This is a genomic window from Caldicellulosiruptor hydrothermalis 108 (assembly GCF_000166355.1).
Lineage (GTDB): Bacteria > Bacillota > Thermoanaerobacteria > Caldicellulosiruptorales > Caldicellulosiruptoraceae > Caldicellulosiruptor > Caldicellulosiruptor hydrothermalis.
Genome location: NC_014652.1, coordinates 222592 through 239527 on the forward strand (window position 1 = coordinate 222592; position 16936 = coordinate 239527).

15 protein-coding genes and 1 pseudogene are annotated in these 16936 nt (G+C 35.8%); 10 read left to right on the forward strand and 6 right to left on the reverse strand.

All coding sequences use genetic code 11. The features are described from left to right. Window positions 1-12 precede the first annotated feature (12 nt). The 5 genes from CALHY_RS00870 to CALHY_RS00890 form a co-directional block, all read right to left on the reverse strand. On the reverse strand, window positions 13-2016 hold the full coding sequence (locus CALHY_RS00870) for a rhamnogalacturonan lyase family protein (RefSeq protein ID WP_013402141.1): 2004 nt from the start codon (window positions 2014-2016) through the stop codon (window positions 13-15). A gap of 84 nt (window positions 2017-2100) precedes the next feature. Beyond that, window positions 2101-3174 (reverse strand): sensor histidine kinase, encoded by a 1074-nt coding sequence (locus tag CALHY_RS00875; protein WP_013402142.1) that lies wholly within the window; start codon window positions 3172-3174, stop codon window positions 2101-2103. Continuing rightward, a complete protein-coding gene (locus tag CALHY_RS00880) occupies window positions 3171-3845 on the reverse strand; it encodes a response regulator transcription factor (RefSeq protein WP_013402143.1) in 675 nt (224 codons plus the stop codon). The genes CALHY_RS00875 and CALHY_RS00880 overlap by 4 nt, the downstream gene beginning before the upstream one ends. A gap of 149 nt (window positions 3846-3994) precedes the next feature. Continuing rightward, window positions 3995-4798, reverse strand: coding sequence for an ABC transporter permease (locus tag CALHY_RS00885; protein ID WP_013402144.1), 804 nt, complete (start codon window positions 4796-4798; stop codon window positions 3995-3997). A 44-nt stretch (window positions 4799-4842) separates the two neighbouring features. After that, window positions 4843-5799, reverse strand: coding sequence for a daunorubicin resistance protein DrrA family ABC transporter ATP-binding protein (locus CALHY_RS00890; protein ID WP_013402145.1), 957 nt, complete (start codon window positions 5797-5799; stop codon window positions 4843-4845). Window positions 5800-5952: 153 nt separating this feature from the next. Here CALHY_RS00890 and CALHY_RS00895 point away from each other — a divergent pair, with 153 nt between their 5' ends. After that, window positions 5953-6318 (forward strand): GntR family transcriptional regulator, encoded by a 366-nt coding sequence (locus CALHY_RS00895; protein ID WP_013402146.1) that lies wholly within the window; start codon window positions 5953-5955, stop codon window positions 6316-6318. A gap of 6 nt (window positions 6319-6324) precedes the next feature. After that, window positions 6325-6510: pseudogene (locus CALHY_RS00900) on the forward strand (ATP-binding cassette domain-containing protein); the annotation flags it as partial. Window positions 6511-6775: 265 nt separating this feature from the next. Here CALHY_RS00900 and CALHY_RS00905 read toward each other — a convergent pair. Beyond that, window positions 6776-8206 (reverse strand): ISNCY-like element ISCahy1 family transposase, encoded by a 1431-nt coding sequence (locus tag CALHY_RS00905; protein ID WP_013402019.1) that lies wholly within the window; start codon window positions 8204-8206, stop codon window positions 6776-6778. A gap of 162 nt (window positions 8207-8368) precedes the next feature. On the opposite strand from CALHY_RS00905, the gene CALHY_RS00910 reads away from it, so the two are divergent. The 8 genes from CALHY_RS00910 to CALHY_RS00945 all read left to right on the forward strand — a co-directional run bounded on the left by CALHY_RS00910 (window position 8369) and on the right by CALHY_RS00945 (window position 16930). Continuing rightward, window positions 8369-8860, forward strand: a complete 492-nt coding sequence (locus tag CALHY_RS00910) for an AAA family ATPase (protein WP_049772003.1) — start codon at window positions 8369-8371, stop codon at window positions 8858-8860. Continuing rightward, on the forward strand, window positions 8857-9555 hold the full coding sequence (locus tag CALHY_RS00915; RefSeq protein WP_013402147.1) for a hypothetical protein: 699 nt from the start codon (window positions 8857-8859) through the stop codon (window positions 9553-9555). Before CALHY_RS00910 ends, CALHY_RS00915 begins: the two co-directional genes overlap by 4 nt. Before the next feature lie 155 nt (window positions 9556-9710). Next, window positions 9711-10415 (forward strand): TraX family protein, encoded by a 705-nt coding sequence (locus tag CALHY_RS00920; RefSeq protein ID WP_013402148.1) that lies wholly within the window; start codon window positions 9711-9713, stop codon window positions 10413-10415. A gap of 109 nt (window positions 10416-10524) precedes the next feature. Further along, on the forward strand, window positions 10525-10959 hold the full coding sequence (mntA, locus tag CALHY_RS00925) for a type VII toxin-antitoxin system MntA family adenylyltransferase antitoxin (RefSeq protein WP_013402149.1): 435 nt from the start codon (window positions 10525-10527) through the stop codon (window positions 10957-10959). Beyond that, window positions 10949-11368, forward strand: a complete 420-nt coding sequence (gene hepT / locus CALHY_RS00930) for a type VII toxin-antitoxin system HepT family RNase toxin (RefSeq protein WP_013402150.1) — start codon at window positions 10949-10951, stop codon at window positions 11366-11368. Before mntA ends, hepT begins: the two co-directional genes overlap by 11 nt. A gap of 11 nt (window positions 11369-11379) precedes the next feature. Beyond that, complete coding sequence (gene dusB / locus CALHY_RS00935) at window positions 11380-12366, forward strand: tRNA dihydrouridine synthase DusB (RefSeq protein WP_013402151.1); 987 nt, start codon at window positions 11380-11382, stop codon at window positions 12364-12366. Between the two features lie 41 nt (window positions 12367-12407). Then, window positions 12408-15440, forward strand: a complete 3033-nt coding sequence (locus CALHY_RS00940) for an S-layer homology domain-containing protein (protein ID WP_013402152.1) — start codon at window positions 12408-12410, stop codon at window positions 15438-15440. A 35-nt stretch (window positions 15441-15475) separates the two neighbouring features. Next, the gene (locus tag CALHY_RS00945; protein WP_013402153.1) at window positions 15476-16930 is read left to right on the forward strand and encodes an S-layer homology domain-containing protein; all 1455 of its coding nucleotides are present in this window, start codon (window positions 15476-15478) and stop codon (window positions 16928-16930) included. Window positions 16931-16936: the final 6 nt, after the last annotated feature.

Genomic DNA, 16936 nt, shown 5'->3' on the forward strand with positions numbered 1-16936 from the left:
AAGTGCTATAATTTAAGTGTTATAAAAAGAGTACTCCCCTCTATAGTTTGAACCATTTATAGTGGAGTATTTATTTGGAACAAGCACGTCTGATTTAATGCCATTGTCTTGCTGGGTATAAATATACATTTTCTTTTCATCCCACAGCAATATCTCATCTCTGCCGTCACCTGTCAAATCAATGCTATCTGCACAAAGGATTGGATGACCATCATCAGGGAAAGTTACAACCCTTCTTCCAAAACCATCAATCATTCCACCATGCTGAACATGACCGCTTAGAAGTATTAAATCTTTTCCGTCCCCCGTCCAGTTGACAGGTGTTATTATATTTCCAGGTACTGGTGATTCGAACTGATGCAGAAGATTCCCTTTACAATCAAAGATGTATATTATTCCTTGATATCCCCAGTATGTAGTTACGCATATCTCATAGCCTTTAAGATCAGGTCGGTAGTTTCCAACACTTATTCTTTGAGCATGACCTATTAAATGTCGCTTTATAATATTGCCTTTAAGGTCAGAGAGTACAAGGCCTTCATCACCACATGCCATCGCAATGATATCTTCATTTCTCTCAGGGTCAATTGGACCAATTATAATCTCATCAGTGTGGTCAGATTCAATGGGTAAAGTCCAGATAAGCTTTCCATCATGGTCTAAAAGATGATAACCTACAACAACCTCTTCTTTGCCATCATTATCAATGTCTTTGGTGAACATAAAATGCCCTGTGTTTTTGCCATTGAACTTCCACAGAAGCTCAAGATTGTTGTCATATGCCCAAAGTCTGCTGTACCTATCTTTTACAATTATATCTGTTGGCTTAGATTTGCCAGTTAGGTTTGCAATTCTGATTGAGTCAATATTGACCCTATCAAAGGCATATTGGCCAAATGGCACAGAGTATAGCTTGTCAGTTTCATCAGAAAAAGGCGCAGGAATTTGTTTTTTTATTTTTCCTGTGAGCCCGTCTAAAATCATGATTTTAAAGTTTCTTGCCACAATTACCTCATCAACCCCGTCAAGGTCAACATCGCACACCTGAAAAGGAAGGTCAGCTGTAAGATATGCATGGTCTTTTTGTGAAGATGCTTCACCTATCTGCCAAAGAATTCTGCCATCTAAATCAATTGCGGTAAGGCAGCTGATATTGGCGTATGCATCTCTGTGCACCCGCTTTTGATGCTGGGCTATTACCATAAACTTCTGATTGTTTTCTGGTAAATTTCCAAATCTTATTTGCCTGCCTGCGCCAAAATTTTTAAAATCAATTATCTTCCATAAGACCGGCTGAGGATACTCGCATTGAAGATTTTTTTCAACTTGAACCCAATTGTTTTTTGCCATCAAATAATTTTTATAAGCTTGATGGTTCATCAACACCCTGACATCTGTAAATTGTGCAGGCATTGTTGCTGTAATCCCGATTTTTCCTCTTGTATATGAGCTATCAATTGCTTCTACCATCTTTTTGTTGTCTACATATCCAATTAATTTGCTGCCACAACATTCCACTTTCAGATTATAAAATGTATCGCAATCATAATTGAAGTTGCACCAAGCCAGAACCTCAAGATTTTCCTGGTCTTTTTTGATAAGTTTGAGCTTTTTGTCATGAAGCAAAAGAGCATAAAAACTGCGCGCATGTACGTATCTAAACATTATGCCTGCATGGGCTGAAGGCAAGGTTGAAAGCATCCTAACTTGAGCTTCTACCATATAGTCTTGCCAAAACTCATCTCCTGTTACAAGCATTGGCCACAGATTCTTCAATGCGGCGAGCACCCTTGTCTGTTCCATAAACTTTTTGCCATCTTCCTCTGTCACAATCCATGTAGGGCCACTTCCGTTCCAGCCATGATATACAACAGGGTCGTACCATCTACCACGGTAACCTTCGGGAATATAACAATGGTATTCACCTATGGCAGAATGATTAGGGTCAAAGGGGAAATTACCAATGGGAAAGTCTTTAAATGTTTCTTGCTGGAGAATAATTAGCTTTTCTTGCATCTTTTTTTTATTTTATCCCTCGCCCAAAAGTGCTTTTTATTTAATTATATCAAAGTGCAAAGCATTTTGCAGACAAACCTGATTTTATTTTCTATGCTTTTTAACATTGAGAGGCAACTGAATAATAAATTCTGTACCTTTTCCAAGCTGGCTGTTGACAAAAATTTTTCCATTATGTAATTCTACTATCTTTTTGACTATTGACAGTCCAAGTCCACTACCACTAACAGCACGATTACGAGATTTGTCTGCTTTAAAAAATCGTTCAAAAATACGAGGGAGGTCTTGTTCAGAAATTCCTATGCCTGTGTCTGAAATTGTTACAATTGCATAAGTTTCTTTTTTATAAAGCTGGATTTTTATAGCACCACCTTTCAGAGTAAATTTTATTGCATTATCAATAAGATTCTGCCAAACTTGTTTCAGCAAATCTTGATCAGCTGTGATAATAATTTCGTCCAAGGAAAGAGTAATATCCAGCTCTTTTTCAGACCACTGTGGTTCAAATTCAAGAATAGTTAGTTGAATTTGTTTGTCCAGACGATACGTAGTTAAGTGAAGAGGATACTGCTCTGAATCTAACATTGTCAAGCGTAACAAATTTTCGCTTAATTTAGATAATCTAATGCATTCATTTTCAATAATATCGAGATAATGCTTTCTTTGTTCGAAGCTTAAATTCTCATTCTTTAGTGCACTGGCAAATCCCCTGATTGAAGTAAGAGGAGAGCCAATTTCGTGTGAAATGTTAGAAATAAACTCTTGACGCATTTCTTCCATTGCTTTAAGATTTGCAGCCATATTGTTAATTCCATCTATTAACTCAATAAATGGATGATTTTGTTTATTCAACTTTTCAAGATTTACATTAAAATCTCCTTTAGAAATTTTATTTATTGCATTTATTACTTCTTTCCAGAGAGGATGTTCACGTCTGCCCTTAAATAAAAATGAGCTAACCAATCTTATAGTAATACCTGACAAAATAATTCCAAGAATAGAATTAATAATTTGAGCTACTAGTTCTTGTGGTTGCCATGAAAGTTTAGTATAAATCGCTTTAGTAATGAAATAGGTAATTACCAAAAATGCAGAGACTAAACAGATTAAGAAAAGATATATAAACACAAATTTGATAATTTCAAGGTGTCGTTTCATTTAATGACCTCCAATCTATAACCAAGTCCGCGAATTGTTCTAATTACAAAGATACAGTATTTTGAAAATTTTTCTCTTAATCTTTTAATATGGACATCCACAGTTCTTTCATCTCCCTCATAGTCATAGCCCCAGATTTCTTCAATCAATTGGTCGCGTGTAAATGTTTTTCCTGGATAGCTTGCTAACTTGAACAGTAGTTCGAATTCTTTTGGTGGCAGAAGAATTTCTTCTTCTCCAACGCGACATTCATATGTTTTTTTATTTAGAAACAACTCACCAATCTTAATTGTCTGTGATGTTGATATTTGATAACGTCTAAGTAGAGCTTTGACTCGGGCAACAAGTTCTATCGGATCAAATGGTTTAACAAGATAGTCGTCAGCTCCCACTTCAAATCCTTTCACTTTATCATTTGTTTCACCTTTGACTGTCAACATCAAAATAGGTATGTCGCCATAATATTTCCGAATATTATGACAAAGCTGCCAACCATCTATTTCTGGCATCATAATATCTAATATGACTAAATCAACTTTAACTGTATCAAGTATGTTAAGTGCATCTTTTCCATTTGCTGCCTCATATATGTCAAAGCCTTCAAGGGTCAAAAAATGTGCAACAAGTTCTCTAATATGTGGGTCATCGTCCACAATTAGTATCCGTGGCATTTGTCTCACCTTCTTTTTGTTTCCAGTTTCAATCATTATTGTACCTTAACTGTTATAGTTTTGTTAACAACAAACATTAATTGTATATTAATTTTTTTGTAAAAGATTATACAAAAAACATGGTGTACCGTCTAAGGTACACCATACAACTATGTTCTTCGCGAATATATTCTTACCGTTAAAGGTGCAAATATTCCAACAATGATTATCATTCCAATAAGAGAAATGACAAAATCAGAACCAATTTTTCCGACGTTAGTTAATTCACGGACAGCAGTAATGATATGCGAAATAGGATTATTTTTAGCAAACCATTGGACTGCATGAGGCATAGTTTCAACTGGTACAAAAGCATTAGAAAGAAACATAAGCGGGAACATTACAAGCATTGAAATCGCTTGAACACTTGAAGCTGTGCGTGCAACAACCCCCACAAAAGCAAAGACCCAGCTAATACTCCAGCTAAATCCAATTACAAAGAGTGCTGCAATTATCAAATGTCCAACTCCTCCTGCTGGGCGATAACCGATAATATATCCTGTGATAAATGTTGAGAGCATTGCTACCACGTAACGTAATATATCTGCCAATAATGGACCAGCCAATGGAGCAATTTGTGCAATTGGTAATGACTTAAATCTATCAAATACTCCTGTGTCCATGTCCTCACGCAGCTGTGTTCCTGAAATAATTGAAGCACTAAATAGTGTTTGTACAAGAATAGCAGGGACAATAGTTGGTAAGTATTTGTGTACATTTCCAGCAATTGCTCCGCCAAAGATATAAGCAAACATGAGAATAAAAAAGACGGGTTGAAGAGTTACATCGGTTAGTTGTTCAGGTGTGTGCCAAACCTTTAGCAAACTTCTGAAAGCCAATATTAATGAGTTCTGTATAGCCTGGATAAAACCTGGTTGTCTTCTTAATTGGTAATTAACTGCAAAGTTATCCATATTTTATACCTCCCTCCATAATTTTTAACTTACGCACTTTTATTTCAATTTTGGCCAATAATAGCCAAGAAAACTTCGTCGAGCGTTGGCTGTTGAACATTCAATTCAGCAATATGAATTTTTGATTCGCGCAAAGCGATAACCAAATCTGCAATTAGCTCAGTATCAGTCATTGGAGCAGTAATACTTCCAGTTTCCAATGAGACATTAGAGCGAGTTTTAAGTAAACTTTCAACTATTTTTCGTGCAGTTTCAAGGTCTGTGGGATTTTTTACCTTTAATTGCAATGTTGAATTACCAATAGATTTTTTAAGTTCTTCTACAGTTCCCTCGGCAACAACTTTACCGTGATTAATCACTGCAATTTGATCAGCAAGTTCTTCAGCCTCTTGTAAATATTGGGTTGTTAATAGTACAGTTGAACCAGTTTTTACTAACCTACGGATTGTATTCCACATTTGATTACGCGTACGTGGGTCAAGACCTGTTGTGGGTTCATCAAGAAAAATAAGGGGTTTTTGAACAATAAGGCTTGCTGCTATGTCTACCCGTCGTTTCATACCACCTGAAAGCTTTTTCAAAGGCAATTTAGCAGCTTCTATCAATTCAAATTCTTCTAAAAGCTCGTTTGCTCTTCGTCTTGCTTCTTTTCTATTCAATCCCAATAATTGACCAATTAAAATCAAGTTTTCTAAACCACTTAAAGATTCATCTAATGATGCGTACTGCCCAGTTACACTAATCAATTGACGGACAATGTAAGCATCTTTGACAACATCAAAGCCAAAGATACGTGCCCAACCACCATCTGGTCGCAAAATTGTTGCCAGCATTTTTATTGTTGTTGTTTTACCCGCTCCATTGGGGCCAAGTACACAATAAATGCTGCCTGAACGCACTTTCAAATTTACGCCGTCAACTGCGCGATTTTCTCCAAATTTTTTGATAAGATTATATGTTTCAATAGCAAACTCAGTTGATATACTTCTTGCTTTTGTCATGTCTTATACCTCCTTTGACAATTAGTTTTCGCAGTGAATAATAACATGGTTTTATGAATTGAATATGAACGAAAATTTTTAAGAACTGTCTCTTGACAATCTCATCGTATTAGTATATTATCATAATAGAACACAATAACAGGAGGAAGAGGATTGATTGAGTTTGATCCAAATGTTCCTATTTATTTGCAGGTAATAGAGTATTTAAAAAAAGAAATAGTTAGTGGAAAAATAAAGCCTGGCGAAAAACTCCCATCTGTCAGGGAGATGTCGAGAATGTTTAACATTAATCCTAACACAGCACAAAGAGTTTTTCAGGAACTTGAAAGAGAAGGACTTACAAAGACAGAAAGAGGAATAGGGAATTTTGTCACAACTGATAGTAAACTTATTCAGGAACTGAAAGAGAAAATGGCTGAAAAAATAGTAGAAAATTTCATTGTCACAATGAAGGAGATAGGTTATGACGAAGACAAAATTTTAGGTCTTATTTCTAAAAAATTAAATGGAAAGGGGTAGATGTTTTTGTTACTTGAGGTTAAGAACTTATTCAAAAGATATGGTAAAAAAGAAGTTTTAAAAGATATTAATTTTTCTGTTGATAAAGGTAAAATTGTAGGGCTCATCGGCGAAAACGGCTCAGGGAAGACAACACTTTTAAAAATAATTGCAGGGTTTTCAAGACCAACCTCAGGAAAGGTTTTTATAAATTAGGCGTTTGCAAAATAGGTGGTGATTGAAGGTAAAAGGCACCAATACTAACATGAAATACAATCAAGATACAAAAAGAAAAGAGAAGTGAAAACCAAATATTATCAATACCAACAAAAATAATCAGCAACAAACATATGACAAAAATTAACAACTTCAAAAAAGACAATAATATCCTAAGCCTTCTTAACTCCTTGTTTTAGAAGGTTAAGTAAAAACAAAACCAGAAATTTTTTGTAAGAAATAGATTTAAAAAATAGTAGTATTAAGCGATAAGTTTTTTGAGCTTGTTAAGTTTTTTGATAGTCAATTTAGAGCAATAGAGTTTGATATTGTGAGCGAGAATAAACAAGAGCGAGAAAGTAATGGCAGATAGCAAGAAATCAGAGAAAATAGAAATATGGTCATAAGTAGAGATAGTATCAGAGCCCATGTAGGATTTCAGGTGGTAAATAGTCTGCTCTACAGCGACACGTTTTTTGTAGAGGTCAAAAAACTCTTGTGAATTTCTGTTGATACCTGGGAAAGAGCGAAAGTTATCTGGGTATGTATAGAACATTCTACCCGATTTAGAGGTAGTACAAGGCTGAGGGCAAGAGCAGATGCGTTTGCCATCTTTGTATTGTGACATAGGGCAAGTCCATTTAAGGCGCAAAGAGCGATTTTTACCCTGACATTTGCCTTCGGGTTTAAAAGGTTTGTTGAACTTTTTGCAGATAGGGATACCATCTTCAGAAATAACGATATTGGGGTCTGATGTAGGTGTAGTATTTTTAGAAGCTCTTGTATTTAGTGGAATAACGATTTTGGAGAAGTTAAAGGTATTTTTTAAAGTGGAGTATATGTTGTGGGAATCCAAAGCACTGTCGGCGATGAAAGTGGAGAAATTTTTGGGGATATAAGAGAATAAAGTTTCGAGCGAAGGAATTAAACCTTTAGAGTCGGAGATAGCTTTTGCTTCTTGTGGGTCAGAGGAAGGGGAATCATAGTTAAACAGAGGTACTAAAGCTAAAGGGATACCGAGAGCGTTGGTAATGACTGCAAATTTTAAAGCCCAGCAGAAATGGCCATTTACAAACATAAGACGGATGTTAGAATTAGCGTTAGCAGTTTTAGGCAAAGAAGAATAAACGAGAGAGTAGACTTTTTCAGAGGGAAGTTCAGGGTTAGCTTTTGAGGTATTTTTCAGCAGTAGATGAATGAATTTAGGATTGTTTTCACGAACCTTTGGGACAATACCTGTTGTGTCGAAGATTAAGATTGAAGAATCTTGAGGGCATTGTTGGATGGAAATATTATGTGCATGGATAGAGATATTTTGAAAAAGTTTATGGATTTCACTTGCAAATATTTTTCTAAAGCGAGAGAGAGTAGAGATAGAAGGGACATTGCCATGAAGATTACAAAATGAGCGAAGTTCGAATGAGTTGAGTAAGACAGCACGAAGCTGAGTTAAAGTATTGAGTTTGAGCAATTTTTGGACGAGGAAGCAACAAAGCATAGATTCTAAAGAGAAGTATCTATGCTTACCGAAATATTTGTAGTAGGCATTGTAGAAAGAAGAAGGTATATAATGTGACAAGTCAATGAATTTATTGAACAAGCCCAAGAGGCTTTCAGGCTTGTAGAGAGCCGAAGCCTTTAGGTGGGAGAATAGGTCTATGAAAGAAAGTTGTTTAGGTTTGGTGTTGAACATTTTGGAACCCTCCTCATAGTAGAAAATTTGTTTTATATAATCATATTTTACTACAATTATGAGGAGGGTGACCAGTCTTTTTTGATTCTATGTAAAGCTTGATAACGCTCATCTTGAGCGTTTTTGCAAAAGGCTATTTTTATAAATGGCAAAGAGGTGGGTGTGGATACACGAAAGCATATTGCATTTTTGCCAGATACAATTATCTTTCCAAGATGGATGAAAGTGAAAGATGCCCTTTGTTTTTATTCAGAGTTTTTTGATGACTTTGTTTTAGAAAAAGCAAATTCAATACTTGACTCCTTAGATATTAGCAAAAACATAAAGATTCATGATTTATCAAGAGGCACAATTGAAAAATTTTCACTTGCACTTTTGCTTTCAAGAGATGCAAATCTGTATCTTTTAGACGAGCCGCTTGCATATGTTGACCCACTATCAAGAGAAACTTTGGTGGATTTGATTTTAAAAAATTTGAGCGATGACAAAACAATTATCATATCAACAAATATAATTTCGGAGGTTGAACATTTATTTGATGAAATAATTATTCTAAAAGAGGGAAGAATTGTATACATGGATTTGGCTGAAAATTTGAGAGAAAAGTCTGGGCTTTCGGTAAACCAGTTTTTCAAGGAGGTAGATAAAAAATGATGGCAAAATATTTAAAATATCAGTACAGAAGTGGCTTGCTGTTTTATATTTTCTTTGTTCTGGGTATAACCTTTGCTATGGTATGGTCTTTCAATTCAAAAAGTGTAAAGATTGAACCAGATAGAACTCTTAAAATTGTAATTATTTGGCTGTGGTGGTTTTTGTCACTCATGGGCGTGCTTGTCTACCATTTTGTGAGGTGGAGTGGTATTTTTAAAAGTCCAGAAAGGTTTTTGCTGCTTTCTTCTCCAAAGTTCAAACCTTTCCATTTTCTATTTGGTGGAATTGCTCATGCTGTTTTAGATGTACTAATTTTTTCAGTATGGTTTAACTTAGTTGGGGCAATCATGATAACTCCTAAAAAGTATATTTTAGATTTTCACAAGATAGTAAGAATTCTGGGATTAAATGATGTTTTTATCATATCTGTATTATTCTTTACTACTATATATTTTTGGTATTTAACTACAGTTATATACTGGAATACTATCAAAAGCTCTTCTAAATGGGGTTGGTGTTTGATATTTGCATTTGTGGTTCTTGGGTATATTCAGATAAAGATTTCTGAGTTTATAGGAAAAATAAATTTGAGTTTTCCAGCGTTTATCTTGGCAGTTATACTTTTTAACTTTGCAATATACAGCATTTTGATCTTCTTTAACTTAAAAGCTCTGAAAAAAGGCTTGGATACTTAAAAAGAAAGAAAATAAATGATTTATTATTGGGACTGTTGCAGATAAGAAAATTAAACAAAACAGTCCCATTTATTTTGTCATTTAGAAGGAGTTTGTAGATAGCTGGAGAAATATATAAATCAATTACAAATCTTTATGGAAGGAGAAGACAATCTGTGGACAAATTTGTATTGAAATTAAAGTCAATACCTTATTTTTCTATACTATCAAAAGACCTCACCAAATCAAAATCAAATCTATTAAAACTTATTGCCTGTATCACAATGTTTATTGACCACACAGGCTATTTATTCTTCCCGCAAAAACCTATTTTAAGAATTATTGGGCGTATTGCTTTCCCCATCTTTGCCTATCAAGTGGCGGTGGGGTTCTGGCACACATCTGACCACAAAAAATACTTAAAAAGACTCTTAATATTTGCCATCATATCCCAGTATCCTTTTTATCTTATGACAGGCGATGGAGAGCTGAATGTCATTGCGACCTTCTTTTTTGCAGCACTTTGCCTTTATTTTTTCAAAAGTTCATGGTATGTATTAGTAATTGTTCCACTTGCCATATCATACTTTGTTTCAATGGACTATGGAATCTACGGTGTTTTAGCTGTATTGATATTTTATTTTCTATATGAAAAACCCATTTTGCAGCTTGTGGGATTTTCCGTTCTTACAGTAATTGCCTCATACCTGTTAGGCTGGCAGCTTCAAGTATATTCTATTTTGAGTGTTATACTTATACTTTTTATAAGAATGTTCCCAGTTGACTTTGAATTCAGACTAAATAAATACTTTTTTTACTGGTTTTATCCTGTGCATATGCTGTTTTTAGTTTTTATTGGCAAGCTGCTGGGATATTTATAAAAGATGAATCTCATAAATTTGTGAGCTTATAAACCTTGATGTGTGGTAAAATATTTCTATAAGTAGATTATTACATTAAAGTTTTTAAAGAAAAAGAAGGTAAAAAGGCATGCCTGAGATTAACATTCAGGAAATAAAAAAGGTAGTTGTGGAGATTTTAAAGAAGGAAATATCGCCTTGGCTTATAATTATTTTTGGTTCTCTTGCCAAAGGAAATTTTAGGCAAGATAGTGATATTGACATTGCATTTTTTTCTGATAGAGAAGTATCAAATATTGAGAGGTTTAGAATTTCGCAAGAGCTTGCAGATAAACTAAACAGAGATGTAGATTTAGTGGATTTAAAAAGTGCTTCTACAGTACTAAAAGCCCAGATTGTTGGCACAGGAGAGGTAATATATTGTGAGGATGAAAAAAGAAAAAATTTATTTTTTATGAGAACTTTGAAAGAATACGCACTTTTGAATGAAGAAAGAGATATTGTTTTGAAAAGCTTTTTTGGGATGAGTATTTATTCTGAGGGTGAGAAGAATTATGATAGATGATATAATTGCAAATAAAATTCAGATTATAGAAAGATGTTTAAGAAGAATAAATGAAGAATATGAAAACAACCCTAAAAATCTTCTTAATTATACAAAGCAAGATTCAATAGTTTTAAATCTTCAAAGGGCTATAGAGGCAGCAATAGATATTGCAATACATTTATGTGCAGTTTTTAAATTTGGTATTCCACAAAGTTGTAGAGAAGTTTTCGATTTGTTGGAGAAAAATAAAGTTGTGTCAGAAGAGTTAGCTAAGAAATTGAAGGCTATGGTAGGGTTTAGAAATATTGCAGTACATGATTATCAAGCAATTAATCTTGAAATCCTCAAAAACATAATTGAAAAAAATTTATCTGATTTTTTAGAATTTAAAAGTTCCATACTTAATTTTTTACAAAAAAGGAGCTGATAGTGTAAAATATGCTTGACATCAAAGGGAAAATTTTCTTAGCACCTATGGCAGGGTTTACAGACAAAGTTTTCAGAAGGCTTTGCTCAAGATTTGGAGCGGATGTTACAGTGACCGAGATGGTCAGCAGCAAAGCACTTGTTCTTGGCAGCGCAAAAACAAAAGAGCTTATTTCATTTTCAGAGGAAGAGAAGATAAGAAGTGTTCAAATTTTTGGTAGCGACGCTAAAATTATGGCAGAATCGGTGAAAATCCTGCAGGATGAATTTGAATACGATTTTATTGACATAAACATGGGCTGTCCTGTTCCAAAGGTTGTAAAAAGTGGCGAAGGAAGCGCTCTTATGAAAAATCCTTCTTTGGCTGCGAAGATAGTCGAAGAGGTTGCAAAGGTGAGTAGAAAACCTGTATCTGTCAAAATTCGAAAGGGATTTGATGATGAAAATATTAATGCTCCTGAATTTGCATACATCCTGCAAGAAAGCGGAGCCTCTTTTGTGACAGTTCATGGAAGAACAAGGGCTCAGCTGTACTCTGGGAAAGCTGACTGGGAGATAATCAGAAAGGTAAAAGAAAAGGTCAAAATTCCGGTTATTGCGAACGGAGATATAGTAGATTTTGAGTCGGCAAAAAGAGCGTATGAAGTAACAAGAGCTGATAGCATCATGATAGGAAGAGCAGCGCTTGGGAACCCTTGGGTGTTTCTTCAGATCAAAGAAGGGTTTGAAAAGGGGTATGTTGAAACTAAAGTCTTGCCTCATATGAAGATAAGAGTTGCGATTGAGTTTTTCACGCAGCTTTGCAGCGAAAAAGGCGAGAAGATGGCAGTCTTGGAAGCAAGAAAGCACCTTAGCTTTTTTGTAAAAGGAATTGAGAATGCCGCTAAGATAAGAGATAAAATTAACAGAATAAATAATGCTACAGAGCTTTTAGAGTTTCTTGAAGAGCTTGCAGCTTCTCTTGAGAAAAAAGAAAGCTTTGTCGATAATATCTTATAGGACAAAATTTTTGAGTGAAAATAAAGCGGGGGATTTTTAGCATGATAAAAAATAAGATGAAAATAATTACCTTATATAGATTAATAAGCTGGGTAGTTTTGATTTTGTTTTTTTTGATGCTCATTCCTGCAAATATCCAAGCTGCTCAGGAGTATGTAGGAAGCAGCAGCTACAGCAAGATGGCAAAAAATACTCAAATTGTGAACTTGCCTCATAACGCCCTGGCAAGAGATTCGTTTTTATTTTTATCAGCCTTGGGCTTTTTTAACACTGTTGCAAGACAGAAGATAAACCCTTCTGATACGCTGTCAAAGGAAGAGGCGCTGTCTGTAATTTTAAACAGCGTTGGCAAACAGCAGGATGCTTTTGTGAGGGCTGAAAAGCTGGAACTAAAAAGACCATCAGGACAAAAGCTTGTAAAGCCATACAACTATCTTTATCTTGGATATATTCAGCTTGCATATGATATGAAAATTTTGTCCAAAAAAGAGTATCAGGATGCGATATCTCAAGTGCAGCCAAGTGAAAAAGAACATGAGAAGATGACCCAGCAGCTGATAAAGAAAAATGATGATACCATTGCAAAAGCTGTGTATGAAGGAAGACCATATTCGTATGACGATTTGATATTTGTACGATCTGCACCTGCTACCCGTCAGGAAGTTTGCTTATGGGTTGTAAAGGCATTCAAAGTACCTCTCACTTATGAGAATTTAGCCAAGACTTATCCTGATTATGACAGAATAGACAGTAAGTTTTTAAGTTCAATTAATACTCTTTTGAAAAATGGTGCTCTTGTTGGAAGGTCTGATGGATATCTTCATCCAGACGACTACATAACATATGAAGAGCTGGCATTTATCCTCGGGAGTCTCAAACCAAATATCCTTAGCGCAAATGGATTAAAAGAGGTAAAGCTTGAGGTAAAAGATATTCAGAAGTTTAATACCGATAAAATGGTTTTAGACTGTGAAGATGACAACGGAAATGATGTAAATATTACTGTTAACCCTGGCAAACAGGATTTTGGAGTAATAGCAGATGGAAACTTTTTAAGCTCTTCCTATCTTCAAAAAGGAGACTATGTAGCCTTTTATGTAAATAGCAAGAACGAGGTTGTGCTGGCCAGCATTTTGCAAAGGCCTGGTCAGGAAAACATAAAAGGTGTAATCTCCAAAATTGATGCAAAAAAGAGAACATTTTCACTAAAACTGGCAGATGGTAAAGTTTACAACCTGAGTTTACATCCCAAAGTTACAATCTATGATGCAAACTCAGGAAAGAGTTTAAACTTTTCAGAATTGAATGTAGGAAATCTTGTACAGGTTAAAGTCCAAAAAGACAGAGCAGATGCCATAACATTGCTTTCGCTTGACAGTCCTGAAATTGAAAGAGTACAGGGAATAATCTCAAGAATAACAAAGGACAGGATTGTACTCAGTCAAAATGGACAGCTAACAGAGTATCTTCTTTCACCAGATACAGTCTACATTGATAAAGGTGATTTTTCAAGAGTTCTTATAAAGAATGATTTTTATGAGGGTATGAAAGTTTTGGCAGGTACGGCTTGCGGGTATGTACAGTATCTCAGCACCACATATGATGAGAAATCTGAAGATATAGTTTCCGGTATTTTGCACGAGGTAGATTCAAACTTGGGGTATCTTGAGATTTACAACCAGGAAGGCGCAAAGAAGAGCTACAGATTTTCAAAAAAGCTTGGGCTAAAAGTAAAAAAGGATGGTCAAAATGCTTCTTTAGACAGCCTTTTGCCAGGCGATGTTGTTTTCCTCTATTTTAGCGGCGATTTTGTGCGCACAGTCACAGCAAGTTCAAACCTGCAGCAGAAGGTTGCAAAGATTGAAAATGTTGTAAGAAGCCTTGCAAGCGGTCTTCCACAAAAAATAATTGTCAATATCGATGGGAGAATATATGGACCATATGAAATAAATGACAACGTTGATATTGTAAAAAATGGCATTCCTGCAGCTTTAAAGGATATTATGCCGGGTCAGTATGTGAAGCTCACTGGGAGCTTCTTTGGAAGCTCAGCGTACATCCGCAGAATAGAGATATCAGGGAATGAATATGTAAAAAATATCTACATCGCAAAAGGAACGGTCAATGGAAATGTTTTATATCTTTCTGACATCCAGATTTTAAGAAACAACGCATTTGAACCGCTGTATACATGGCTTTCTTTCCAGATTCCATCTGATTTGAAATTCATTTTAGATGGCAGACCTCAAGCATCACTTTCAAAGTTGCAAAACTTACCTGTTGTAGTTGTGACAAAGGAAAGATTTTCACAGGAGGTTTTGGACACCGTTGTGGCAATATCAAGAGGTTCTTTTACCAAGATACAGGGCGAGGTGAGCATGGTTTCTTCAAATTCGGTGGTGATATCTGGAAATAGGTATTCAATAGGAAACAAAACGTACACCGTTGCAAACGGGCTTTTGACCCCTGCAAGCTTCAAGGTTGGGGATGAAATAATTGGCGTTGCAAGCCAGGACACCATTGTTGTAGCAAAGTACCAGGAAGGTATGTCAAAACCCGTATTTGTTCGCGGGCAGGTGCTTGATGTTTCAGAGCTTGAATATATCACTGTGAAAGACTATGTCTATTTAGATGGTCAGAGAGGATGGCAGTATGTTCCGAGCAAGTTAACTCTTCTTTATGATACACAGACAGTTTTGTGCGATGTATATGGACTTGGCAGCCCGAAAGAGATATTGAATCTGAAAAACAAGAGTGTGTATATCATTCACAATGGTAAGTACGCAAATGTGATAATTGATGCAAGCTTTGGTGGATACATTGTCACAGGCGTGGTTGGCAAGGACATGAAGATTCTAAATGCCCAGTACAACGATATGATGACCCAGACATGGAACAGAATTGATAAAAGTTTTACCCTTGACACCACCCAAGCAGTTTTGATAGACGCAGGAGGGAACTTAACAGCTCAGATGCCACAATTTGGCGACAGGGTTTTGTTACTTGTTCCTCAGAGCAGTTTTGACATCTCAAAATCGGTATTAACGCCATCGATTGTGCTTGTAAATTACTGAGAGCTTTTATTGCAAAAAAGGGGGAAGTTTAAAAATTGAACAAAAGATATCCAATAGCAGTAATTATGTTTTTGTGTGTACTTTTTATTTTTGGCTGGCAGGTTGCTTTTGGTGAGGAAGGATATTTAGGATACGAAGGTGGAATTTCAGCATACAAAGACCCTGACCCAAAAAAGACCAAGATTGAATACTATGAATATACGTTTATAACGGGAAAACCTATACTTCTTTCAGGCACTATTGATGCTAAGATAAAAAGGGCCGCAAATAATGAGACTCTTTCTTACAATTATGACCTTAAAGATTCTACTGGGAAAATCTCAGTAAAAAGAACTGTAAGTTTAAAAGGCACCTTGACAAAGCTTCAAAATGGGAGTATAACAAAGGAGTATACAATCAGCACATACAAGGAGACCCTCACGGTAGATAGTACTACTTACAATCTACAGAACTATTCGTTTTCAAAGTCCACTGCAGTTGATACAAACCCGGCTGTGAGCTTTTTTCAGGGTCAGTGGACACTTGAAAAGACATATGATAAGGGGCTAAAGATTACTATCGAAGGTAAAAACTACGGGTATGACGGGTACTGGGGAAGCGGAGAGTTTCAGAATATAAAACAGACAGTGGAAACACCTTCATGGTTTGCAACCATCAATTACAATATTGCTACTGTGCAAAAAACTATCTTGGAGTTTCAACAAAATAATCTTCCATCCAGTATTCCAGGGACATATGTATTAAAGTCCAAGGTTGAAGGCAATTTCACTGCCATGTACGACCTTCCAACCTTTACAAAGACGGGAGAAGTTCTGACAATAAGGCAGAAAGGCAAAGTGACAAAAAGCATTGCAAAAAGTCCAATTGTCAGGATGGCAATTGCACCGACTCTTCCAAAAGTGAAAGGGTATGAGTACGAGGATGCGGTGAACACTTGCTTTGCTTTTGGCGGATTTGACAGTGCCACTGATTTTAATCCCACAGAGTATATAACCCGTGCTCAGTTTGCTAAGCTATTAATGGATACGCTCAACATATATTCTAACTATTACAATCCGCGAACGGTACAAAAAAAGTCGATATACAAGGATGTGCCGCTCAATCACAAGTATTATGGCTACATATACGCAGTCACAAAGGCAGGGCTGATGAGAGGCAAAAGTGCTGAGTATTTCAAGCCGGAAGACTATATAACCAGAGCGGAAGCTGCTGTTGTCATCTCAAAGGTGCTTGGTTTTGACAAAAAGGTAACCCAGCCAATCACTCAAACAGATTACCTTGATGACGATAGTATTCCTGTTTGGGCAAAGGATGCTGTTAAGGTATTGAAGGATGAAAAGATAATGGTTGGAACTGAGGATAACAACTTTTTGCCGCAGCAAAGGCTTACAAAAGGCACTGCTGCAAACCTTGTTTATAACCTTATAAACTTTTTAAGAGACACACTCGCAAGAAGATATCTTGACATGAGCCTCTTTAGCTCGGATTAACGGTTA